Consider the following 21,380-nt stretch of genomic DNA (forward strand, 5'->3'; position numbering starts at 1 on the left):
GCCCGGGAGACCGGCCTGATGGATCTCTTATTCCTGAAAGGCGGGACCGGACGATTTAGATTCATTCCAATATGAATCCCGCATCAGTTTGGAATTGCTACAAGAACGGCTTTTTCCTTTTGCATCCGGGCGGGGCCGACAATATCCATATTGGCGAGCATCACCCGTTGGACCCGCCTCCTCTGATGATTGTCTGTTCCTGTAACGTCCTCAGCGACCACGATGTCCGCAATGCCGTCAATGGCGGCGGGTCTGTGACACGAAATGCAAAGCAGGTGTATGGCTGCCTCGGCTGTAGCGCCGAATGCGGCCGCTGCGCGCGCACCATCAAGGCGATCATCGACGAGGCGCTTGGCCCCTGCGCCAAGGCCTGTTGCTCCGGCTGCCCCCACAGCGGCCATCCGCATGCCGCCAACGAAGACGCCGAGCCGGCCGAATTCGCGCTCGCGGCCTGCTAGGACCATTTTCGGTTCTGATCGACGCAGAGCCGAAGCTTTCTCGTTTCAATGCGTTTTCTTCATGCAATCCGGCTGCCGCGTCGCCGGAAGCTCTCTGCCTCCGCAAATCCCCCGAAACCGGTTATCCACGCGCTGCTTCCGCGACGGGTTGCTCTCTCCCGTAATCTGATTTAGAAGCGTTCTAAATTCAGTGCGGGCCTATCTTGGCCGCGACAGGTGGAGTGGATCATGCAAGGCGACCCGAAGGTCATCGATTATCTGAACAAGGGGCTGCGCAGCGAACTGACCGCCATCAATCAATACTGGCTGCACTACCGGATGCTCAACAATTGGGGTCTCCTGGAGATGGCCAAGGTCTGGCGCAAGGAGTCCATCGAGGAGATGGAGCACGCCGACAAATTCGTCGATCGCATCCTGTTCCTCGACGGCTTCCCGAACCTGCAGGTGCTCGATCCCCTGAAGATCGGCCAGGACGTCAAGGAGATCATCGAGTGTGACCTCGCCGCCGAGATCGGCGCCCGCACGCTCTATCAGGAGGCGGCGACCTACTGCCACGGCGTCAAGGACTATGTCAGCCGCGACCTGTTCGAGCAGCTGATGAAGGACGAGGAAGACCACATCGACTTCCTCGAGACCCAGCTCGACCTGATCAAGCGCATCGGTCTCGAGCTCTACACCCAGAAGCACGTCGGTCATCTGAAGGGCGAGGAGTCCTGATCGGCCTCGTCGCGCCCGGAGAGTGGCTTTCAAAAATGCGAGAGGCCGTCCTTGCGGGCGGCCTCTTTCGTTTTCGCGATCCGGATGAAGTGATCGGTCAGTAGCAGCGGATGATGTTGATGGTTCGATCGCCGTCGCGGCCGGGCACCGTCACGCTCTCGGTGGGGCAGCTCGACACATAGGGGCGATCCGACGGCACCACGGCCGGCGGATATCGATGCGCCCAATCCCAGGGCACATCCTGGGTGTAGGTGTAGCGAACGTCGTTCGACGCCGGCGCCGGGACCTCGGCGGCGAAGGGAACGCCGGCGACGGCGTCCTCGTAATATCCGCTTGTCCCCGGCAACACGATGCCGGGCACGCGCACATGATGACGGAAAGCCGGATGGTGCGCGGAAAACGTACCGCGCGGCGCCGTCCCGGATCTCGCATAGGTCGCGGTCGAGGAAGCAAGCAGCAGCGCTGCAACGCCAAGGGACGCAATCAGCGCCCCATATGTTCGATACGCCATTGTTCGATGAGCCATTGTTCGACAAGCCATGGCCGGCACCACTCGCGGTTACGGAGCATTTGTGCAGACGCTAGGCCGCGCCTGAGGGCGCCCGCAAACTCATCCTTAATTATTGGTTAAAAAGTAAGGTTAACAGGAGGTATCTGTTTCAAATTGGCGCGACTGCGTGGCGGCGCGTCAAACCGCGTCCGCCGGAACGAAGCAGCTGATGATGATGTTGCCGCGGTGGTGCACGTACCACACCACAGCCTCGCCGACCGGGTTGCCGCGATCGCGGATGATCGCGCGCTCCGGCACCATCATCCATTCGCCCTCGATCGGCACCCAATAGGCGCCGCCCCGAACGTCATAGCTCGTGCGATGGCCGTCGGAGATATCGCAGCACGGCACGCCGTTGGGCGCGATCACGCTTTTGAACCAGGCGCGGATATCGGGCGGTACGTTGTCGTATTGGCCGTTGTCGAACGCCAGCGCTGCGCCCGCCATCATGGCGAGCCACGCAAGCACCGCGCCGTGCGTGAGCCTTCGCATTGCATCCCTCCGCGACAGCCTTGTGACACGCGCGCAGCGTCCCGCGCGCGAATCCGATGTTTGTCCGATTAGGCCCGAACCGCGCACGAGATGCATGCCCAAAGAATCAGCGAGGCAGCGCTGCTGTCCGTGATGCAGTGCGGGATCGCCGCGTTCAGGCTTGCGTCTTTGTGCGCGTCTTCTTCGCAGGCTTTGCCGCGATATTATCCCGGGCCATTGTGAGCGCGCTACGCAACGTGACCTGGTCGGCTTTCGCGAGGCGGATATTGGTGCTGCCGCTCTTGCCCCAGCCGCCCGGCACCGGCTGGAAGATTTCCGGTTCGGCCTCGACCACGACAGCCTGTTGCTCCGGCGTCAGCTTCACCATGCCCCAATCCTTGTCGGGATAGCCGAGCGTTGCGAAGATGCGTTTGCCGACGCGAAAGTCGGCGATGCCGTGATGCGCGCCCTCAATCACCTCGGGCAGGCTCAGCGCGACCTTGCGGAAGCGATTTGCGGACATCGCCTCGCTCTCGACCGCTACATCGTTCGTTGCGGCGCCGTCTGCAGCAATTCAAGCAATTGCCTGGCATAGAATTTTGCATCGCCGGTCGTGAGGTGCCCGCGTATTTCGCTGCTCGCCGGAATCAGATCGATCTTGCCGTTCTTGATCCGCTTCACCGCCGCCTCGGTGACGCCGGTCTCCGGCGGATTGCGCTCGTCGTCGGCCGCGTTGATCGCAAGCAGCGTGGCCTCGATCTTCTCCATTCCCGCCGACGGATCGTAGTCGTGCGAGGCCTCCCATTGATAGATGTAATCATTGGCATCTGTGGTGACCGGCAATGCCAGCTGCTCATCGACCATCTTGTCGGCTTGCGGCGCGGACGGCGCCAGCGCCTGATAGCCGAGCGTGCCGCCGGCGCTGGCGAAGCGATAGGCCGCGATGGCGTATTTCATCATCCGCGGCTGGCTGGTGTAGTTGCCGCCATTGTAATCGGGATCGTTGCGGATCGTTTCCAGCATCGTCCGGCGCAGGACCCAGTTGCGTGCCGCCATCGCAGTCGGCTGCGAGGCCATCGGCACCAGGGCGTCCATCATCTGCGGATAGCGCACGCCCCAGATCCAGGTGTGCATGCCGCCCATCGAGTTGCCGATCACGAGCCGCAGATGCCTGATGCCGAGCCCCTCGGTGACCAGCCGGTACTGTGCGTCGACCATGTCGTTGTAGTCGTATTTCGGAAAGCTCGTCCGCATCGCATCCGACGGCTTCGACGATTTGCCGTGCCCGATGCCGTCGGGGATGATGATGTAGTATTTTGCTGCGTCGAGCGGCTGGCCCGGGCCGAACAGCTGGCCGGCAAATGTCGGCGTCAGCATGCTGGCGGCCGAGCCGCCGGAGCCGTGCAGCACCAGCACAGGCTGTCCGGTCGGCGCGCCGACCGTGGTGTAGTGCAGCCGCAGTTCCGGCATCACCTCGCCGCTGTGGAACTTGAAGTCCTTTGCGATCCATTCGCCATCCTGCGGCGCGGGATAATCTGCAGCCATGGCCGGTACCGACATCGAGACGAAAGCGGCCACAAGCGCCGCGCACCAACGGAACATCATGCTTCTTCCCACCCGCGGCGCATTTGTCCGGCCGCTGCGGCGCAAGCCTAGCATGAGCGAAAGCGTTGTCCGAGAGTGCGCCGCGGGGCTGGCGAAGATGTGTCCGGCTAACTCTGCTTCAGCACGTTCAGCGCATACCATCCCCAATAGACACGGTGACGCTGGATCAGGCCGTCCTCGATCTCCATGACCTCGACGAGGTCCATCTGATCGCCATCGGGGGACTGGCGCGGATATTCCCAGGTGAGGATTCGGCCGTCGCTGAAGAAACCCTGCTTGAAGCGCCGCCGCTGCGGCGGGTTGGTGCGGAACACGCGCGTGATGAACGCGCGCAGCGCGGCGCGGCCCTGGACGATCCCGTCCGTGGTCTGCATCAGGTGCTGGACGAGCGGGCTTTCGATCGAAGCATCGGGCGCATAGAGCGCCAGCGCCGCCTCGAGGTCCTTGTTGCCGAGGGCCTCGTCCCAGAGCCTGTAGATGCGTTCTGCGTCGGTATTGCTGGCTGTCATGATTGTTCCCTTGCGTTTCGTCTGATGGCACCGATTTGAGCGGAGAAGGTCGGCGCAACGTTTCAGGAAAAACTGAAATGAGTTTCACGGCACGGCGAATGCGGCTAGGACGTTGTTGCGCGATCTGGAGGACGATGCGGTGAGATCATCCCAATCCGTGCAGACGGGATTTTCGCGGATCGCCGAGGCATTGGGCGATCCGGTGCGCGAGGCCATGGTCAGTGCGCTGGCCGACGGCAAGGCGCTGCCGGCCGGCGAGCTAGCTGCGGTGGCCGGCATTTCGCCGCAAGGCGCCAGTGCGCATCTGCAGAAGCTGGTGGATGCGCGCGTGCTGTCGGTGTGGGCACAGGGCAGGTTCAGATATTACCGGATCAGGGACGACGACGTCGCGGCGCTGATCGAGAACCTGGTCGATCTTGCGGCGAAAGCCACTGCCGGGCGCAAGCGGGCGATGCCGGCCGAGCAGCTCAGGCAATCGCGCACCTGCTACCATCATCTAGCGGGCCAGCTCGGCGTGCTGCTGTCGAATGCGCTGGTACGCCGCCGCCTTGTCGTCATCGACGGCGGCGATGGTCGCGTGACGGAGCAGGGGCTGGCCTGGTGCCGCGCCGAGGAGATCGATTTCGATCCGGCGCGGCAGCCGCATCTGCGGCTCTGCAATGACTGGACCGAGCGCGTGCCGCATCTCGCGGGTCCGTTCGCCAATGCCGTGCTGGCGCGACTGGTCGCGATGCGCGGCGTTGCGCCGCATCGGATTCCGCGCGCGTTGCGGATCACCGACCGCGGGCGGGCGTTCTTCGACCGGCTCGGCGTGCAGGTTCCGTTCTGAAGCCGCCGAATGTGATACTAGCGGCCGTCCTCGACCTCGGTCTCCGGGCGGTCATTGCCGGAGGCGGTTTCGGTCAGCCATTTGCCGTCCGACGTCTCGTACTGGATCGCCTCGGTGCGCCCGGGAACACGCTGCTCGTTGGCGGCGCGCCGGGCGGCCGCAAGCGCCGCGGCGTGGGTTGGAAACGGCTCCGAGAACACCCCGTCGACGGTATAGGCCCAGCCGCCGTCGTGCTGGACGACCTTGTAAATCACGTGGCTCATCCGGAACCTCGTTTCCATCGTGGACGATGAGGCTGCCAGAATAGACCACGATGTCGTATTTTGCAGCAGCCGATCGTCCTTGAGACACGAGCCCCGAGGTGCGGGCGAGGGAGACCGACATGTGCCGCAATATCAAGACGCTGTTCAACTTCGAGCCGCCCGCCACCGAGGACGAGATCCACGCCTCGGCGCTGCAATTCGTGCGCAAACTGTCCGGCTTCAACAAGCCGTCGCAGGCCAATGAGGCCGCCTTCAACCTTGCCGTGGCGGAGGTTTCCGGTGCTGCGCGAAAACTCCTGATCTCGTTGCAGACCACGTCGCCGGCGCGCGATCGCGAGGTCGAGGCGGAGAAGGCGAGGGAGCGTTCGCGGCTGCGGTTCGGCTGAGGCCAGGCTGAGGCTCGCGCATTCCGTGATGCAGGTCACGGTATGGCGCCATGCCCCCAGGCATCATGGCCGTTCACCCCGGTCCCGGAGCAAACGCCATGAAGCCTGCCGCCCTGCTCACATTCTGTTCGATTGCGTTCGCCGTGCTCTGGACCTGCGGCATGCTGTGGTCGAGCGGCACGATCGACCTCGCCAACATTATCATCCTGTCGGCCTGCGGCGCGTTCGCGGGTGTTGCCTGGTACTACGCGATGCGCTGGGTCTTTCAGCTCATGCAACTCGCCCGGCCGTCCGATCCTCCGGCCAATCCGGGCACCGAGCGATGAGCATCGAGCGCGACACGGACACAGCTGGCCGAGTCGCGGCGTGAGGACAAGAAGGGTTACTTCTTGTCCTTCTTGCGGTGCTTCTTCTTTTTCTTGTGATCGTCGTCCTCGTCGTCATCATCAGCGAAATCGACCGCGTCGACGTCAAGGGCGATCGCCTCCGCTGCCGCGCGCTCTGCGGCATCGCGCTCGGCAAGCTCGGCGGCTTCACGCTCCTTGGTGCGCTTGTAGTCCTCCCAGGCGTCGAAGATCATGTGCAGCCACGGCATCACCTGCTCGATCGACGGCAATTGTCCGGGCGGGCCGGCTTCACCGCGTGGGCCGGCCGGACCCTGCGGCCCCTGTGGACCAGCTTCGCCGCGCGGCCCCTGCACGCCAGCCTTGCCCTGCGCTCCCGGCTTGCCCTCGGGACCTGCCTTTCCGACCGCGCCCGCCTTGCCCTGCGGACCCGGCTTGCCGCGCGCACCTTCCGGCCCGGGCCGTCCCGGATGTCCCTGCGGTCCGGGCTTTCCCGGCTCGCCCTGACGGCCCTGCGGCCCCTGTGGTCCCCGTTGCCCCTGGCGGGAAGTTGTCTCGTCAGCCACTGATATGCTCCGTCGCGATTTGAAGCCGCTTGTAACAGAGGTTGGAGGACGGCTTCAATTCTGCCTGCCGGCACCGATGCGAGCGATCAACAGTCATAATTCCATGCGCATATGACAACGGAGGGCGTGTTGCGGGTTCTGGACGGCATGTACCGCGAAGCCGCGAGCGAACCGCAATCGCTCGACATCGTCGTGACGCGACACGATGTGTTCGATGAAGCGGCCTTTCGCAGCACGGGTGTGCTCGAGCTCTATGAAGAGCTCTTTCCCGCGCGCGAGCGCGACAGCCCTAACGACATTGTGCGCTGGCTGTTGTCGGATGATGTCGGCGAGCGGCGACGCTTCAGCGTCGGCGGCCATGAGATGTCCTATCGTCTCGACTCGCGCTGCTTCATCCTGCGCGCCGGCGCCGGGCGCGCGGTCGGGTTCGGCTTCTTCACCTACGATCACGCAAGCGACCTGATCTGTTGCAACCATGTCGCCATCGCGAAGGCGTGGCGCGGCGGCGGCCTGGCGCGCGCGTTCTATCGCGAGATGGTCGCCATGCTCGATGCGCTGTTTCCGAACAATATCGGCGTGGTGCTCGAGGTCGAGCCATTCGATCGCGATCGTCTGGCCGCGATCATCGCCGATCTCGAGCGGACCGGCAGGCGGCAGCTCGCGACGGATGAGCGGGACGAGATCCGCCGATTGCTGCGCGCAAGCTGGTACCACAAGCTCGACTATTCCGTGTTCTGCGACGCGCGCACGATGCGGCCGCTTGCGTGCAGCTCGCCATGTCTTGATCCGACTCCGCCGTCATCGGGTTGGGCAAATGGAGAGGAAAACTACTGGCTGATGTGGCGGGCGCGGGCCAGCGCGCCCTCAGCGGAGCTGCGCGCAGGTCAGCTCCGGCACAAGGCTGCCACCGCAATCTATGTCGAGATACTCGCAAAATCCCTGGTTGCGGCGGATCCGAACGGCCGGCGCGACTATTGGGACTATGCGACCGCACTGGTGGCCGGGACGCTGCAACGGACTGCGACGACCGACGTGCGTCTCGCACGCTGCCTCGATGACGATGCCAGCGCGTTGCTGTCGCGCTGGCGGCGTCTTGCGATCGATCTGCCGATCTGACTCCTAGGCCGCGGCGTGCTCGCTGTGCGGCACGTCGATGCCGTCGGCCGAATATTCGCGGATCTTGTTCCGCAACGTCCGCACCGACAGTCCGAGAACGCGCGCGGCACGGGTGCGGTTGCCGTCGCAGCGCGCGAGCGTTTGCAGCACCAGTTCCCGCTCGACTTCATCGACGGTCGCGCCGATCAGCAACGGGACGATTTCATTTGGAGCCAGCGACGGCAGCAGTGCTTCCGGCGACGGTACGGTGGATGCGTAAGACATGAACTCCTCCCGATCAACGCCCGCCTCGTCGATGAGGCGCAGACATCGAGAACCAACTACCCCGTAAATCAACGGTGTGCCGGTTTGGTTAACAATTCCTTAACGCGCCCCTAACTCCCTGCTTTGTAAGCAAAATACCCAGAAATCGCCACGATTGCGGTTCCATCCGTCACAGTGTCCGGTAGCCGCCGTCGACCATCACGATCGATCCCGAGACATAGGCCGAGAGGTCCGAGGCGAGGAAGATCGCGGGGCCGACGATGTCCTCGGGCTTGCCGGCGCGGCCGAGCGGGGTGTGGTCCATGAAGACTTTCACGAGGTCGGGATTGGAGGCGCGCACCTTCTCGTTCAGCGGCGTCTCGATGAAGCCGGGGCCGATCGCGTTGACGCGCACGCCGTCCTTTCCGAGCTCGGCGGCCAATGCCTTGGTGAAGCCGAGCACGCCGTGCTTGGAGGCGGTGTAGGCCGGTGAGCTCGGGGTGCGCAGATGCACGAAGGACTGGATCGAACCGATATTGACGATGCGGCCCTTGTTCTTGCGCAGCGGTGCGAGGAAGGAATGCGTCACGTTGAAGACGCCGGTGAGATTGATCGAGATGATGTCTTCCCAATCCTTGATCACGGCCTCGTCGGCGCCGAGCATGCCGTTGCGGCGCGCGATGCCGGCATTGTTGACCAGGATCGAGACAGGTCCGACCTTGTCGGCGATTTGCTTCGCCATCGCGATGCAGGCGTCGAGATTGGTCACGTCGAGCGCAAAGCTTTCCGCCTTGCCGCCGGCGTCTCGGATCTCCTTGGCCGCTTCCGCCGCCGCATCGCCGTTCATGTCGAGCAGCACCACGCGCGCACCCTCGCGGCCGTAGCCCGCGGCGATGGCACGGCCGATGCCCGAGCCCGCACCCGTGATGACGGCGATGTGATTGTCGAGAAGGGCCATGGTGTTTCCTCGTTCTGATTTATGAGCGTTGTCGACAACACTATTCAAAACTGCGCCAACCGAAAAACGCCAAGCCGCGTTTGCGCGTTGCTGTTATCCGGATTCGGATGACAGTACGGACCGATCATGGACCCGCATATCGGACATTGGAAAGGTGCAATCGCGCGCTTCTGCGCGGCGCCTGATCCCGACTATAGCGAAATTGCCAGAATGATCGCCGAGATCGCCACGACCGACATCGACGAAACGCTGCGGCATGCTGCCGCGCAGGTGCTGCCGATCCTGCGCCAGGCGGCGCTGAAATCGGCCGACCGCCGGACCAGATCGATGGCGCTGCGCCGTCTCGGCATCGTCAGCGATGCGCTGCACATGCTGTCCGCGCCGCAGTTCGGCCGGCGTGGCTTGACGCCGAAGGCGTTGACGCAGGAAGAGCGCTACCGGCAGTTGCTTGGCCTGCCGTTCGGCCGCCGCCTCGCGGCGAACGAGGTCCACCAGGCGTTCAAGCGCGCCGCCAAGACGGTGCATCCCGACGGCGGCGGCAACGGCCCGGCATTCCTCGAACTCGCCGCAGCGCGTGACGCGCTGATCAAGCATCACTGACGCGCGATGGCGTTACGGCCTGACAGCACAAGGGCGGATGCCGCATTGTTGCCGCGTGTCTGCCCTGTGCGTGATCGGGGGGCGCTCAGAACGAGCAGGTGCCGTTGTTGAGGAGGCCGGTCTTGTAGCTGAACGCGGCGTCGAAGGTCGGCAGTTCCTCGCTGACGACGGCGAAGTTCGCCGGCCAAGGCGTGGTCGGAATGCTCTGGTCCCAGATCTGGCAGAAGCCGGTGTCTTGCCAACGGATCAGATGGTAGGGCGTGGCGCTGGCCGGGCTTGCCGCGGCAAGCACGGACACAGCGGCGGCCATGGCGGCACAGGCAATCGCAAGACGACGCATGGAAAATCTCCGGTTTGAAAAAGTGAACGCTCCGCGGGGAAATCCTGGAGCTCAGGGGCCGATCGCCCCGGACATGCAGTGAGTGTTGCAACCCCGGGAACAGGTTCAACGCCGCTTGCGCGGACATTCCCGTCACCAATGGACGCCTGCTGTGCCAAATTGCGCCTGACGACGCGCTTGCTACAGTCGGTGCATTGCGATTCGTGCCCGCGTCGCGACGCGAGCAAATCGACGTGAGCCAATCGATGTGAGAACATCCTGGGAGACCGCACATGAAACTTTCATCCACCCTTCGCGCCGCGCTGGTTGCACTGATGGCCTTCACCGGCCTCGCCGTCTCCACCGCCGCGCGCGCCGACAGCGGCTTCGTGACGCTCACGATCTACAAGGCCGGATGGTTCATCGGCGGCTCCGGCGGCAGTGGCGTTCTGACGTTCCGCGGCCGCTCCTATCGGCTGTCCACCGGCGGTCTCGACTACGGCCTGGTGTTCGGCGGCTCTAAGACCGTGCTGCGCGGCCGCGTCAGCAACATCAACCGCCCGTCCGACGTTGCCGGCGTCTATGGCGCGGCGGGCGCCGGGCTTGCCCTCGGCCGCGGCGCGCGCGCGATCGTGCTGACCAATCAGAAGGGCGCGGTGCTCGAATTGACCGGCCACCAGGTCGGCCTGATGGCCAACGCCGATCTGAGCGGACTTGCGATCACGATGCAGTAGCGCGTTTTGTCCAATCTATCCCCGTCATCCTGAGGTGCGAGCAATTGCGAGCCTCGAAGGATGCACGGCCCGGCTGGTGGCCGATTCATCCTTCGAAGCTCGCCGACGAGGCTCGCACCTCAGGATGGCGCGGCTAGAGCATTATCGAGCGAAGTGGCTACCGGCTTCGCGTGAAATAAAGCGTCAAAAGAGGAATCGAGAGCCGCGTTGCGATCCCGTCGGAACGAAACGGCTCTAGCGGGCAGTGTGTGCGCCTGCGTGATTTCGGAATATTAGAATCGTAGCCGTGAGTTGCCCGACGTGTCAAGTGGCCTGGTCGAACGCCGGCCGCCGCTGCTGGCCCCTTTGCATGGGGTTGTTTTCGACAATTTGGCAACGCGCCTCCCTGCGCGTGACCGCGGCGGTGCTTACCTGAACAGATGCAGCGCTGAGTACTGCAGCAGCATGATGGTCTTGCCGTCGACGATACGGCCGTCGCTGATCATGGCGAGCGCGTCGTCGATCGCAAGCTCCAGCACCTCGATGTCCTCGCCCTCGTCCGCGAGCCCGCCGCCATCGCTGACCCGCATCGCGGCGTCGTATTCGGCGACGAAGAAATGCAGCTTCTCGGTTACCGCGCCCGGCGTCATGAAGGCTTCGAACACCTTGCGCACATGCGCGAGCCGGTAGCCGATCTCTTCCTCCGCCTCGGCGCGGATGCGTGCTTCCGGCGCGGCATCGTCGAGCATGCCGGCGGCGGCCTCGATCAGGAGATCGTCATAGCCGTTGGCGAACGCCGGGTAGCGGAACTGGCGCACCAGCACCACGGTGCGGGTCTTGAGATTATAGGGCAATAGCGTGGCGCCGTTGCCGCGGTCGTAGACCTCGCGCACCTGGGTCTGCCATTCGCCATTGCTGCGGCGGTAGTCGAAGGTCGCGCTCTTCAGCTCGTAGCGGCGCTTCGACAGCAGCTGGACGTCCTTGACGCGGACGCGGTCGGCGATGCTCATGCGTCGATCCTCAGCTCTGTCACGGCGTAGCTTCGCGGCCGTCGAGCCATTTGGCCAGCATCACCGAGGTCGACTCCTCATAGCCGAGCGATTGGTAGAATGCGCCGGCCTTGGCGTTCTCCCGGCGCACCAGCAATTGCAGCTTCGGCACTCCGGCGTTGCGCAGCCAATCCTCGGCCGCCGCCATGATGGTGCGGCCAAGGCCCTTACCCTGGAGGTTGGGGTCGACCGCGACGTAATAGACCCAGCCGCGATGGCCGTCATGACCGACCATTGCGGTCGCCACGATCGCGCCGGCGTTGCGGCCGACCAGCACGGCCGAGCTCGGTCCGCGCCGTGCCAGCGCGATGTCGGCGGCTGGATCGTTCCACGGCCGGGTCAGGCCGCACGCCTGCCACAGCGCGACGACAGCGGCGACGTCGGCGTCGGTGATCTCTGCAACGGCGAGGGAAGAGGGCATTGTCGTCTGCACGATCACAGCACCTTGCCCGGGTTCATGATGCCGAGCGGATCGAGCATCGCCTTGACCTGCCGCATCAGCTCGATCGCGACCTTGTCCTTGACGTCAGGCAGCTCGTCGCGCTTGAGCACGCCGATGCCATGCTCCGCCGAGATCGAGCCGCCCATCCGCAGCACGATCTCGAACACCACGGCATTGACGTCGTGCCAGCGCGCCAGGAAGTCGGCGGCATTGGCGCCGACCGGCTGGCTGACATTGTAGTGGATGTTGCCGTCGCCGAGATGGCCGAACGGCACCGGCCGCGCGCCCGGGATCAGCTTCACGACCGCCGCATTGGCCTCCGCGATGAAGGCGGGAACGGCTGCGACCGGCACCGAGATGTCGTGCTTGATCGAACCGCCCTCCGGCTTCTGCGCCGCCGACATCTCGTCGCGCAGCTTCCAGAACGCCTGGCGCTGGCTCAGATTGGCGGCGATCACGGCGTCATCGACGATGCCGTCTTCCATGCCCTGGGCGAGGATCGCCTCCAGCGCGTCGCGCGCATCGTCGCGCGACGACGACAATTCCATCAGCACGTACCAGGGGTGCTTGCCCTCCAGCGGATCGCGGATATCGATGCCGTGGCGGATCGAGAAATCGACCGCGATGTCGGCGAGCAATTCGAAGCTCGTCAGGCTGCCGGCCGCCTCGTTGCGCGAGATCGACAGCAGCTTCAATGCCGCCACCGGCGACTTCAGGCCGACATAGGCGGTCTCGACCGCGCGCGGCTTCGGAAACAGCCTCAAGGTTGCGGCGGTGATGATGCCGAGCGTGCCTTCGGCACCGATGAAGAGGTTGCGCAGGTCGTAGCCGGTGTTGTCCTTCTTCAGCTTGGACAAAGCGTTGAGCACGCGGCCATCCGCGAGCACGACCTCGACGCCGAGGGCCATCTCGCGTGCCACGCCGTAGGCGAGCGCTCCGGTGCCGCCGCCGGCATTGGTCGAGAGGTTGCCGCCGATGGTGCAGCTGCCTTCGGCGCCGAGCGACAGCGGAAACAGCCGGTCGACATCGCTGGCCTTCTGCTGCGCGATTTGCAGCACCACGCCGGCCTCGCAGGTCATGGTGTTGGATTCGACATCGATGTCGCGGATCTTGTCGAGGCGCCGCAGCGACACCACGACCTCGCCATGATGCGGCGTCTGGCCGCCGACCAGGCCGGTGTTGCCGCCCTGCGGCACCAGCGCGATCCTGTGCTCGCTCGCAAGCTTGCAGATCGCGGCGACTTCGGCGGTCGAGCCCGGGCGCAGCACCAGCGGCGAGCGGCCGTGAAACAGGTCGCGCTCCTCGGTGACGTAAGGCTCGATGTCGGTGGCATCGGTCACGGCATATTTGTCGCCGACGATGGCGCGGAATTTTGCGAGCAATTCGGGCGGAAGCGGCGGCACCGCTGATTGGACGATGTTCATTTTTTCTTGGTCTTTCACTCAGTCGGGATCTTTATCGAGGCATGACCTCCGCGCAAACGCGTGGCGTTTGTCGCGGGGAAACCGGCTCGCACTCTATCCGGGTCATGCTTGCGACCGCCCAACCGCTGCGCGGCGCAGCCGGTCATTGATGGCTTCGCCGAGCCCATCCTCGGGAATGGGCATCACTGCGATAGTATCCGTGTTTCTCTTGTCGAGCGTGCGAAGGTAGCCGAACAGATTGGCGGCGGCCTCGGCGAGATCGCCGCGCTCGGACAGGTTCATCTCCACCGAGGCGCATTCGCGCCGCCCGACCTTGACCGGCCCGAACGCCAGCAAGGCTTCACCGACATGGACGTCGCTCGCATTGAGCCGGACCGGTGTCCGCGGTGCATAATGTGACGCGAGCATGCCCGGGGCGATCGACAAGGCGTCGCCTTCCGCATCAGGCGGCGGCGATTGCAGCGGATGGCCGAGCACGCGCTCGATCTCGGCGCGCGTCAGCCCGCCCGGCCGCAGCAGCACCGGATCGGAGAAGCAGCCGACGATGGTGGATTCGACGCCGACCTCGACCGGCCCGCCGTCGACGATCATGTCGATCCGGCCCGCCAGATCGCCGTTCACATGCTCGGCCGTGGTGGGCGAGACATGGCCGGAGAGATTGGCCGATGGCGCTACCACGGCACCGCCGAACGCCTTGATGATGTCGCGCGCCACCTTGTGGGCCGGAATGCGTACAGCGACGGTATCGAGCCCGGCGGTCGCGAGCTCGGCGACCGGGCAGGAGAGCGCCTTCGGCAGCACCAGGGTGAGGGGACCGGGCCAGAACGCCTCCGCCAGTCGCAACGCCTGCCCATCGAACAGGGCGATCCGGCGCGCGGCGCCGAGATCGGCGACATGGGCGATCAGCGGATTGAAGGCCGGCCGGCCCTTGGCCTGGTAGAGCCGGGCGATCGCGGCGGCGTTGCCGGCGTCGGCGCCGAGGCCATAAACCGTCTCGGTCGGAAACGCCACCAGGCCGCCCTCGGCCAGGACCCCGGCCGCGGTCGCCGTGGCGGCAGCGCCGGCGGGCAAAATGTGCGTTTTCAGACCTGTATCCACTGTGACTAGATTCCTCAATTCGGTGCCTTGTGGTCCCTTGCGGTCCCCGAAACCCGACGCTATAAGCCGGCCTCTTAGTCGGAGTGTGGCTCAGCCCGGTAGAGCACTGCGTTCGGGACGCAGGGGTCGCAGGTTCGAATCCTGCCACTCCGACCAAGATTTTCTTACGCTTTTTGTCTTCTTTCACGATACGCGGCCAAGTCAACCCCGCGATCAACCCCAGATACGATGTTCTTGTTTTGTTTCGTCGTGATGGCTGCTGCCGCCTCGCGCAAGAATTCCGGGTGGTGGTGGCCATAGGTATCGAGCAATACCTCGACCGACATCCCAAGAAACCCAGCTGACTTCCATGGATCTGCGCCGCGCTGCATCAGCCAGGTCGCGGCCGTGTGCCTCAAGGTGTGCGGCGTGACCTTGCCCGCTTCGGTGGACAGCTTGGCGACTCCAACGGCGCTTCGGAACCCCGACTTGACGGATTTGACCGCCGCGCCGTTGAACTCGACAAAGTGTGAGACGATTGCGCCCGTCCTAGCCCAGCGACGCATATGGGCGAGCAATCGGTCAGGAATTGGCGCCGGCGGCTGCCGTTTTTTAGTCGGACGCCGTCCCTGGGCGCGTCGATAAAAGATGCCGTTTTCAAGATCGACATACGATCGGCCCTTGTCACGGTACGGCGACGCTGAGGCGATCGCGCCGGCGCGCGTACCGGTATAAAGCCCGATCAAAATAAAGCGCGCGATATGACGAAGCGGGCGCTTGCCCGTCTCAATTTTTTGGTTCTTGAGAGGTCCGCGATGCCGTGTCTGGACTTCGCGGTATCGCCAGCACGCCCACAGCAGTGCAGCGGCTTCGCTGCGGCTCAGCCACCGCTCACGACCAGGTCCTTTTGCGGGAAGCGCGACGCGAACCAACCTGCGATGCAGGCCTTCCCGCGCATGATGATTGATTGCTGCACGCAGATCTTCCAAATCGCGCCGGGCTCCCCCGGGACGCCCACGAGCCTTCACATACTGCCCGCAAGTCTGCGCATTCACCTCAGCCAGCATCTTGCCGCCGAAAAAATCGTTCAGGCGACCGATCCGGTCCGCGAACTCCGTTATTTCGGACTGAGGAGAGCCTCGTTCAATGTAAATCGCCTCGCGATGAGCGTGATAGATTGCAAGTACATCGGCGACATCGATGTCTTCAATGTCGCGGACGCGACGCGGAGGGCGGTACTTCGAGGTGATATACGTTACGAGGGCGTCTTCGGCGGCCCTCGGCGGCTTTCGCTCAGCCTCGCTCGCAAGGACTCCTGTGGCAACCTCGCAGTCTCCATCGCGGATGGTCCAGACAGCGTTGGCGATGAGGCGTCCGCTTTTTCTCTTGGCCTTGCGTTTGTAGAGTCTCGGGCCTTTGCTGATACGCGGCATAGCTCCCTCATGCGCTCGATATGTGCCAGCGTCGTAAAATCCTTACCTGCGATGCGCTCGATGATCAGGCGACCGCGCAAAGCTTCCTTGCGAAGCCCAGAACTGGTCATCGACCCATCCGGAAATGCCAACGAAGCTGCCGTAGACAGTCGAATTGGATCGTTGGGAGCAATTTCGCTTCGACGGTTTGTTGGTGCGCCCATGGCAGCAGACTTGCTGGACTTCCTCGACGTTGCGCAGGCAGTTGCGCGTCGCAGCGATGTTGCCTCTCCTGACGACCAAAGAAAACGACGCTCTCGTTGCAGCTTGCCTGCCACGCATCGCATGCCAGCGGATCTTGGCGAGCTCGCTCGTAGAGAAACCTGAGCTATCAAAGCGCAGCGTAGCAAAAATACTTGCGCGTTTCGGAGGCACTCCCAACATTGGATCTCTCAATCGTTGTCTTCACAGCTTGTAAGGCGCCCGGATACCGGGGTCGTCATTCGGAAAATTGTTGCTGCGCGTGACGAGCAGCATGGAATGCTCCTGCGCTGTCGCCCAGATAACGGCATCTGGCAATTTGATCCGATGACTTCGACGAAGACCAACAGCACGCTCTGCATGTGTTCATCGACGGCGACGATATCGAAGCCGCTTAGAAAGTTGTGCGTCGCAGCTTCAACATCGGGATCGGCGCCCACCATGACTTCCATCCATGTAATGATACTGACGGCTTGTATAGCGCTGAAGTTCTGTGCGAGCTTCGGGAACAGCATTGAGGTAGTCGACCAGAATATTGGTGTCGAACAGTGCCTTCACCACTCGCGACGCACTTTCTCTTGATAGGTCAAGCCGTCCACCTTGCGTTTACCCCAGAGGCCAAACGCATCACCTTCCTGCTTGCTATGCCGCTTCGCGAGATAGTCGTCGATCGCCTGACGAATGAGAGCCGCGCGCGACCGCATGTCCTTCTTCGACAATTCGTCCAGCGCTTGGATTTGACTATCGCCGAGATCAACCAACGCTTGCATGGCACTCGAGCACCTCCGCTTGGCTGGCGTAGAGGTCGTTGATGCCCGGCGGCTTGGGCAGCGCATTGAAGATTTCGCGCGGGTTGATGGGCTTCGGCTTCGCCTTGCTCTCCCGAAGCTTCTTATAGTCGACCATCCGCACCTCTTTTCGCCGGGCGCTTAATCCGCCGACCGCATTGGCTTTCTCGCTTGACCCCATAGAGCCGCGCAGACCCCCTCACGGACATCTTGGGGGATGCTCGTCGAGGACGATTCCCTGCACGGCTTCCAGCATATCGATCTCGTCCCCGCTCAAGCGCAGGTGCTGCGAGCGGGCGCGACAGATCTACCAGCTGCGTCAACGCGGGAATGGTTTGCATTAACCGCAAGAAGCTGATGCATCCTCATTCTGCTGCGATTTTGGCGACCTCAGCCAGAGGTCCCGGTTCTACTCGGATATCACCGGAAAAAGGACGCTCTTGCAGACCAATGAGTCCCAGCGCCATCACGACGGCGCTTGAGAACACGCTTAGCGCCGTGATTTGCGCACCGGCCTTCTTCAGGTGCACCAACCCGATCGATATCTGTGTCACCACGCCAAGGATCACGACGAGAATCCATTTGGCATCGATCGTGCGGTCCGAGGCTAACGCGAGCCGCTCGGAGCGCGCGCTGCCCGCTCCGACTGCGGCATTTAGCAAGGCCGTCTGCACCGCAGCACCCGCTGCTTGACCCATCCGAGGATCGCTCACTTCTCGCAGCAAAGCGTCATAGACGAACTCAACCGAATGGGCCTCCTGGTCCTGCGCCATCGCCGGCCACTCGTCATCCACGAGGGCGGCGACGTATTTCGCAAGCGCTGAGCGGAGGCTGCCCATGTCCAAGACGGACGCTTTACTAACAGCATAAATGTTGCGCAGTTCCGCCGCCTCCGACTGCACCGCGCGGGCCGCCTGACGGTTGCGATCGGTTATATCATTGGCCAAAAATCCGGTCAGGAACGCAAACAACACTCCGACCGTGCCGAAAAACGGAGCGACCACGCCTTCTACGCGGCGCACCAGCACAACCGTTGCAGGGCTGAAACTCGCGATCACAATGACAGCGCCAGTCGCTGCGAAAAGGGCGATGAGGACCGCGAACAATTCAAATGCTGGAAGGTCCAACCAACCTTTGATCATTGGGTTAGGCGATCCTGTATTGCAAGGCGGCGAATCCGATTAGAAACATATGAGCATTGAGCCGCCCAACAATATATTGCTAGTGAAAGCACAACCAAGGGGCCGCGACGGAATGGTTCAGGGATTGGGTTTGTTCGCTTAAGGATCATTATTCTCTCAAGATTTTTTTCATGGCTTTTGCATGGCCAACTTTGGGCACGCCAGATCACGTCGCTCGGGCACTTGGTCCGCATGATGCCGCTAGTCTACGTGAAGTCTTACGTCCAGGCGCCGCCGCATGTCCGCCGATGAGCACCTCGGCTTGCGGCTTGGGCATGCCGATGTCGAGAGGGGGGCGGGCGGGAGCTCCTTTGCGGCCATAACCCAAAGCTCCTGCTCGCCTTACAGACGAAAGGCACCCGGGTTGGCGAGATCGAACATCGCTAAAACCGAAATATCGGCCAGAGTGCGTAAGCGAATGCCGGTTTTTTCGCCGATAGGGTCGGTGATGAACGCTTGCAGCTTGTCGTCGGGGACGACGGCAATGATGTTTTCTTCGATGCAGAGCGACGGCCAACGGAAGAGCAATTTGCCGAGTTTCGTGTGAAGCTTGGCCCGGCGCGTGGGATGTTTGCCCTCGTCGTCGGCGAAGTCCCCGAGCTGCAGGCCGCCGGCCGCGAGGGCTTCAAGGATGCCGAACGTCGCCTCATGTCCGCCACCATCGCTCACATGCACGCCGTGTTGTTCGAGCACGGAGCCGAACGCGCGCTCAAGGATGGCCGTGGCAAATCCGAGTTCGGTCGCGCCTTCCGCTATGATGGCGAGGCGCGAGAGGAAGGCTTCCGGATCGGTCTTGCGGTGCTTCGCGATCTTGGTACGTCGAGCGGCCCGATTTGGCCGGTATGATCCACGTACCAGATCAAGGATGTCGCCGCGGACGAGATGGCGGCCGGGCTGTGGGTGGTCAGAAACACCTGCGACGAGCCGGTTTGGAGTTTCTCGATCAGCGTCCGCTGCCGGTAGGGTTCGAGCCCGCGCTCCATCTCGTCGACAAGCGTGATCTGCGCATCGCCCTGGTTCTGCTCGGCGATGGCGAGCGCTGACAATCGGCGGGTTCCGGCTCCCCAACTCGCAAGGGGCAATTGGATGCCAGAGCGATCCGCGGTGAGGCCGATCATTGACGCGATCGACGCACCTTGCCCGCCAGTGATCGCAAGATCGAGGCCGGCAGGCAGGCTTTCTCTTTGGAACGCGGTATCGAGATTCTTGAGCTTAGCCTGTGCTTCGGTGGTCAGCTCGCTCTTGACGTCGTTTTGCGCCAACTCGCTCGCCATGCGGGAGCGTAGGCCTTCGTCGGAGAGTAGCCGATCCAGTGCAGAACCCTGACTAGCCTAAGATCGCGGTCGTTGCGATCATCGCCGCTCAGGCGGACGAGGCCGATCGCGCGTCGCAGCGCGACGGGAAAGCTATCGGTAGAACCGTCTGGCTGGACGATCCCATAAGCCAGCTCGAGGTCTTCGGTGCCGCGCACACGAACTCGGTAGACCGGTTCACCGGCGAGCTTGCCGTCGTGCTCCAGGGCAGGAACGGCTGCTTCTTCGCCGGTCCATTCCCAAGGCCAAGAGGGTTTCATCTGACCGCTCATTCCGGCGCCGGCCGGCAGGGATAGAGCAGCCTCGATGGAGAACCCGGCTTCGATCCCGGTCGTGATAGTCGGGATCGGAGAGCGTCGTTGGATTGACGGGGCTAAGGAGAAGCGCGATGGCTTCGAGGATCGTGGTCTTCCCGCGGCTGAAGGATCATCGCCGGTCGATCTCCGGGCTCACCTCGGGTGGCGAGCAGCAGATGACCGCAATCGGCCGCGCCCTGATGTCACGACCGCGCCTGTTGGTGCTCGACGAGCCGTCGATGGGGCTAGCGCCACTGGTGGTCCAAGGCATTTTCCGGGCGCTGAAGCAACTCAACCGCGAGCAGAACCTCTCAATCCTCGTCGCGGAACAGAATTCGACGATCGCGCTTCGTTTTTCCGATCATGCCGTCGTCCTTGAGAACGGCCGCAGCGTGCTGTCCGGCCCGTCTGACGCGTTACGCAACCATAACGATATCAAGGCGCGTTACCTCGGCGGCTCGTGACGTCGGCGAGAAGCCGCCTACCGCATTGGACAGGCTGATGCATCGACCGGCCTCATCTACGTCATGCATGTCGGCGCGGCCCAGACGATCAATCTGTTTGGTAACGATGACCAGAAGGAGCGCTGGCTCAAGGCGAATAACGGAGGTTTGCTTGGCACATATTCAACCAGCGAGCGCGCCACCTGGGGACACTGGTGGTATAACGTCTCCGAAGCATCACGCGATGGCGACAACTATCTGCTCAACGCCGAGAAATCGTTCACGACAAGCTCCGGTCAGGCCGATTTCTATGTGGTGCAGACCCGCACCCCTGGCGCCAAAGACCAGGCCGACATCATCTTCTTCATTGTCGACGGCAAGTCTCCAGGTATCGAATCCAAGCCCTGGGATGCCCTCGGTGTGCGCGCCAATCACTCGGGTCCGATCCGCTACAGCAACGTGCGGGTGCCGCAGCGGGATCGGCTCGGCGCAGAAGGGCAGGGGAAGGAGATCATCTACGACGGCGTATCGCCGGTCTATCTGATCGGGCTCGGCGCTGTCTGGGAAGGGGTGGCCCGCGGCGCCTTGAATGCGGCGGTCAAGCACACCACGAGTTTCGTGCACAAGGATCGGAACAAGAGTCTATCCGACTATCAGGCAATCCGGCAGGAACTCGGCGCGGCCAAGGTCCTGGTCGAAACGTCACGACCGTGGCGCCTCGAATTGGCAGCAAAACTCGACGAGCTCTGGCGGGCTGGCAAGCCGCAGAGCGAGATCCTGATCCCACTGACCGAGTTCAAGGTCCACGCCGCCGAGGTCGCAAACAAGGTCGCGGCAGCGGCACTGACCGTGACGGGAGGCTACGGCTATCATCGCGGGCCGATCGAGCGTTCCTTCCGCGACGCGCGCGCAGCCATCGCAATGGGGCCGTCGAATCTGATTGCTCGGGACTGGATTGGCAAATCGCTGGTCGGGCTGCCGCTCGAGCTGTTCTACGAAGGGGGAGAGTAGTTCGAATCCGCGACCCCAGAGCCTCGGAGACCCGAG

At 63.2% G+C, this 21,380-nt stretch carries 30 protein-coding genes, 1 tRNA gene and 2 pseudogenes; 11 read left to right on the forward strand and 22 right to left on the reverse strand.

Annotation, left to right across the window (positions count from 1 at the left end):
* Positions 1-185: 185 nt before the first annotated feature.
* Together ACVWW1_RS39345 and bfr are read left to right on the forward strand one after the other, a co-directional pair.
* The gene (locus ACVWW1_RS39345) at positions 186-458 is read left to right on the forward strand and encodes a (2Fe-2S)-binding protein (protein WP_016843730.1); all 273 of its coding nucleotides are present in this window, start codon (positions 186-188) and stop codon (positions 456-458) included.
* Between the two features lie 228 nt (positions 459-686).
* The gene (gene bfr / locus ACVWW1_RS39350) at positions 687-1,175 is read left to right on the forward strand and encodes a bacterioferritin (RefSeq protein WP_050406821.1); all 489 of its coding nucleotides are present in this window, start codon (positions 687-689) and stop codon (positions 1,173-1,175) included.
* Between the two features lie 97 nt (positions 1,176-1,272).
* On the opposite strand, the gene ACVWW1_RS39355 is transcribed toward bfr, so the two are convergent.
* From ACVWW1_RS39355 to ACVWW1_RS39375, 5 genes are all read right to left on the reverse strand, one after another.
* Positions 1,273-1,686 (reverse strand): hypothetical protein, encoded by a 414-nt coding sequence (locus ACVWW1_RS39355; protein WP_456659583.1) that lies wholly within the window; start codon positions 1,684-1,686, stop codon positions 1,273-1,275.
* A gap of 177 nt (positions 1,687-1,863) precedes the next feature.
* Positions 1,864-2,217 (reverse strand): hypothetical protein, encoded by a 354-nt coding sequence (locus ACVWW1_RS39360; RefSeq protein ID WP_050406823.1) that lies wholly within the window; start codon positions 2,215-2,217, stop codon positions 1,864-1,866.
* A gap of 154 nt (positions 2,218-2,371) precedes the next feature.
* The gene (locus tag ACVWW1_RS39365; RefSeq protein ID WP_456659584.1) at positions 2,372-2,719 is read right to left on the reverse strand and encodes an MmcQ/YjbR family DNA-binding protein; all 348 of its coding nucleotides are present in this window, start codon (positions 2,717-2,719) and stop codon (positions 2,372-2,374) included.
* Positions 2,720-2,736: 17 nt separating this feature from the next.
* Positions 2,737-3,798: an alpha/beta fold hydrolase gene (locus ACVWW1_RS39370; protein ID WP_456659585.1), complete on the reverse strand. Its 1,062-nt coding sequence runs from the start codon at positions 3,796-3,798 to the stop codon at positions 2,737-2,739.
* 110 nt (positions 3,799-3,908) lie between these two features.
* A complete protein-coding gene (locus ACVWW1_RS39375; RefSeq protein ID WP_456659586.1) occupies positions 3,909-4,310 on the reverse strand; it encodes a nuclear transport factor 2 family protein in 402 nt (133 codons plus the stop codon).
* A gap of 139 nt (positions 4,311-4,449) precedes the next feature.
* Here ACVWW1_RS39375 and ACVWW1_RS39380 point away from each other — a divergent pair, with 139 nt between their 5' ends.
* Positions 4,450-5,139, forward strand: a complete 690-nt coding sequence (locus ACVWW1_RS39380) for an ArsR/SmtB family transcription factor (protein ID WP_456659587.1) — start codon at positions 4,450-4,452, stop codon at positions 5,137-5,139.
* A 17-nt stretch (positions 5,140-5,156) separates the two neighbouring features.
* Here ACVWW1_RS39380 and ACVWW1_RS39385 read toward each other — a convergent pair whose 3' ends face one another.
* The gene (locus ACVWW1_RS39385) at positions 5,157-5,402 is read right to left on the reverse strand and encodes a DUF2188 domain-containing protein (protein WP_173641286.1); all 246 of its coding nucleotides are present in this window, start codon (positions 5,400-5,402) and stop codon (positions 5,157-5,159) included.
* A 119-nt stretch (positions 5,403-5,521) separates the two neighbouring features.
* On the opposite strand from ACVWW1_RS39385, the gene ACVWW1_RS39390 reads away from it, so the two are divergent.
* Together ACVWW1_RS39390 and ACVWW1_RS39395 are read left to right on the forward strand one after the other, a co-directional pair.
* Positions 5,522-5,788, forward strand: coding sequence for a DUF2277 domain-containing protein (locus ACVWW1_RS39390; protein ID WP_173641287.1), 267 nt, complete (start codon positions 5,522-5,524; stop codon positions 5,786-5,788).
* Positions 5,789-5,886: 98 nt separating this feature from the next.
* Positions 5,887-6,114 carry a hypothetical protein gene (locus ACVWW1_RS39395; RefSeq protein WP_456659588.1) on the forward strand — a complete coding sequence of 76 codons (228 nt, stop codon included), beginning with the start codon at positions 5,887-5,889 and terminating at the stop codon, positions 6,112-6,114.
* A 56-nt stretch (positions 6,115-6,170) separates the two neighbouring features.
* On the opposite strand, the gene ACVWW1_RS39400 is transcribed toward ACVWW1_RS39395, so the two are convergent.
* Entirely contained in the window at positions 6,171-6,698 is a 528-nt protein-coding gene (locus ACVWW1_RS39400) for a collagen-like protein (protein ID WP_456659589.1), read from the reverse strand.
* A gap of 129 nt (positions 6,699-6,827) precedes the next feature.
* Here ACVWW1_RS39400 and ACVWW1_RS39405 point away from each other — a divergent pair, with 129 nt between their 5' ends.
* The gene (locus tag ACVWW1_RS39405) at positions 6,828-7,814 is read left to right on the forward strand and encodes a GNAT family N-acetyltransferase (RefSeq protein ID WP_456659590.1); all 987 of its coding nucleotides are present in this window, start codon (positions 6,828-6,830) and stop codon (positions 7,812-7,814) included.
* Positions 7,815-7,817: 3 nt separating this feature from the next.
* Here the strand turns inward: ACVWW1_RS39405 and ACVWW1_RS39410 are convergent, their stop codons facing one another.
* Positions 7,818-8,078, reverse strand: coding sequence for a helix-turn-helix domain-containing protein (locus tag ACVWW1_RS39410; protein ID WP_021076090.1), 261 nt, complete (start codon positions 8,076-8,078; stop codon positions 7,818-7,820).
* Positions 8,079-8,247: 169 nt separating this feature from the next.
* Positions 8,248-9,015, reverse strand: coding sequence for an SDR family NAD(P)-dependent oxidoreductase (locus ACVWW1_RS39415; protein WP_456659591.1), 768 nt, complete (start codon positions 9,013-9,015; stop codon positions 8,248-8,250).
* A 126-nt stretch (positions 9,016-9,141) separates the two neighbouring features.
* Between ACVWW1_RS39415 and ACVWW1_RS39420 the strand changes: the two genes are divergently transcribed.
* On the forward strand, positions 9,142-9,615 hold the full coding sequence (locus tag ACVWW1_RS39420) for a hypothetical protein (protein WP_456659592.1): 474 nt from the start codon (positions 9,142-9,144) through the stop codon (positions 9,613-9,615).
* Positions 9,616-9,700: 85 nt separating this feature from the next.
* Here ACVWW1_RS39420 and ACVWW1_RS39425 read toward each other — a convergent pair whose 3' ends face one another.
* Entirely contained in the window at positions 9,701-9,955 is a 255-nt protein-coding gene (locus ACVWW1_RS39425) for a hypothetical protein (RefSeq protein ID WP_456659593.1), read from the reverse strand.
* Positions 9,956-10,227: 272 nt separating this feature from the next.
* Here ACVWW1_RS39425 and ACVWW1_RS39430 point away from each other — a divergent pair, with 272 nt between their 5' ends.
* Complete coding sequence (locus ACVWW1_RS39430) at positions 10,228-10,668, forward strand: lipid-binding SYLF domain-containing protein (protein WP_176533100.1); 441 nt, start codon at positions 10,228-10,230, stop codon at positions 10,666-10,668.
* Positions 10,669-11,075: 407 nt separating this feature from the next.
* On the opposite strand, the gene ACVWW1_RS39435 is transcribed toward ACVWW1_RS39430, so the two are convergent.
* The 4 genes from ACVWW1_RS39435 to ACVWW1_RS39450 all read right to left on the reverse strand — a co-directional run bounded on the left by ACVWW1_RS39435 (position 11,076) and on the right by ACVWW1_RS39450 (position 14,660).
* Complete coding sequence (locus ACVWW1_RS39435; RefSeq protein ID WP_456659594.1) at positions 11,076-11,657, reverse strand: GDP-mannose pyrophosphatase; 582 nt, start codon at positions 11,655-11,657, stop codon at positions 11,076-11,078.
* A gap of 19 nt (positions 11,658-11,676) precedes the next feature.
* On the reverse strand, positions 11,677-12,117 hold the full coding sequence (locus ACVWW1_RS39440) for a GNAT family acetyltransferase (RefSeq protein ID WP_456659595.1): 441 nt from the start codon (positions 12,115-12,117) through the stop codon (positions 11,677-11,679).
* Positions 12,118-12,131: 14 nt separating this feature from the next.
* Positions 12,132-13,562 (reverse strand): FAD-binding oxidoreductase, encoded by a 1,431-nt coding sequence (locus ACVWW1_RS39445; protein WP_456659596.1) that lies wholly within the window; start codon positions 13,560-13,562, stop codon positions 12,132-12,134.
* Between the two features lie 102 nt (positions 13,563-13,664).
* Positions 13,665-14,660, reverse strand: a complete 996-nt coding sequence (locus tag ACVWW1_RS39450; protein WP_456659597.1) for an L-threonylcarbamoyladenylate synthase — start codon at positions 14,658-14,660, stop codon at positions 13,665-13,667.
* Positions 14,661-14,739: 79 nt separating this feature from the next.
* On the opposite strand from ACVWW1_RS39450, the gene ACVWW1_RS39455 reads away from it, so the two are divergent.
* Positions 14,740-14,816, forward strand: a tRNA-Pro gene (locus ACVWW1_RS39455).
* Between the two features lie 8 nt (positions 14,817-14,824).
* Here ACVWW1_RS39455 and ACVWW1_RS39460 read toward each other — a convergent pair.
* The 8 genes and pseudogenes from ACVWW1_RS39460 to ACVWW1_RS39495 form a co-directional block, all read right to left on the reverse strand.
* On the reverse strand, positions 14,825-16,072 hold the full coding sequence (locus ACVWW1_RS39460; protein ID WP_456659598.1) for a tyrosine-type recombinase/integrase: 1,248 nt from the start codon (positions 16,070-16,072) through the stop codon (positions 14,825-14,827).
* Between the two features lie 444 nt (positions 16,073-16,516).
* Positions 16,517-16,873 (reverse strand): annotated as a pseudogene (locus ACVWW1_RS39465) (PIN domain-containing protein).
* Positions 16,867-17,082 (reverse strand): ribbon-helix-helix protein, CopG family, encoded by a 216-nt coding sequence (locus ACVWW1_RS39470; RefSeq protein WP_456659599.1) that lies wholly within the window; start codon positions 17,080-17,082, stop codon positions 16,867-16,869. Before ACVWW1_RS39470 ends, ACVWW1_RS39465 begins: the two are co-directional and overlap by 7 nt.
* Positions 17,066-17,224, reverse strand: coding sequence for a hypothetical protein (locus ACVWW1_RS39475; RefSeq protein WP_456659600.1), 159 nt, complete (start codon positions 17,222-17,224; stop codon positions 17,066-17,068). Before ACVWW1_RS39475 ends, ACVWW1_RS39470 begins: the two co-directional genes overlap by 17 nt.
* A gap of 241 nt (positions 17,225-17,465) precedes the next feature.
* Complete coding sequence (locus tag ACVWW1_RS39480) at positions 17,466-18,242, reverse strand: bestrophin-like domain (RefSeq protein ID WP_456659601.1); 777 nt, start codon at positions 18,240-18,242, stop codon at positions 17,466-17,468.
* Positions 18,243-18,623: 381 nt separating this feature from the next.
* The gene (locus ACVWW1_RS39485) at positions 18,624-18,974 is read right to left on the reverse strand and encodes a hypothetical protein (protein ID WP_456659602.1); all 351 of its coding nucleotides are present in this window, start codon (positions 18,972-18,974) and stop codon (positions 18,624-18,626) included.
* Between the two features lie 59 nt (positions 18,975-19,033).
* On the reverse strand, positions 19,034-19,555 hold the full coding sequence (locus tag ACVWW1_RS39490; RefSeq protein WP_456659603.1) for an AAA family ATPase: 522 nt from the start codon (positions 19,553-19,555) through the stop codon (positions 19,034-19,036).
* Positions 19,513-19,866, reverse strand: coding sequence for a hypothetical protein (locus tag ACVWW1_RS39495; protein ID WP_456659604.1), 354 nt, complete (start codon positions 19,864-19,866; stop codon positions 19,513-19,515). Before ACVWW1_RS39495 ends, ACVWW1_RS39490 begins: the two co-directional genes overlap by 43 nt.
* A gap of 134 nt (positions 19,867-20,000) precedes the next feature.
* Here ACVWW1_RS39495 and ACVWW1_RS39500 point away from each other — a divergent pair.
* Both ACVWW1_RS39500 and ACVWW1_RS39505 read left to right on the forward strand, forming a co-directional pair.
* Positions 20,001-20,354, forward strand: a pseudogene (locus ACVWW1_RS39500) (ATP-binding cassette domain-containing protein); the annotation flags it as partial.
* 24 nt (positions 20,355-20,378) lie between these two features.
* Complete coding sequence (locus tag ACVWW1_RS39505; RefSeq protein WP_456660781.1) at positions 20,379-21,344, forward strand: acyl-CoA dehydrogenase family protein; 966 nt, start codon at positions 20,379-20,381, stop codon at positions 21,342-21,344.
* Positions 21,345-21,380 lie beyond the last annotated feature (36 nt).

It is taken from the genome of Bradyrhizobium sp. JR3.5 (assembly GCF_054057015.1).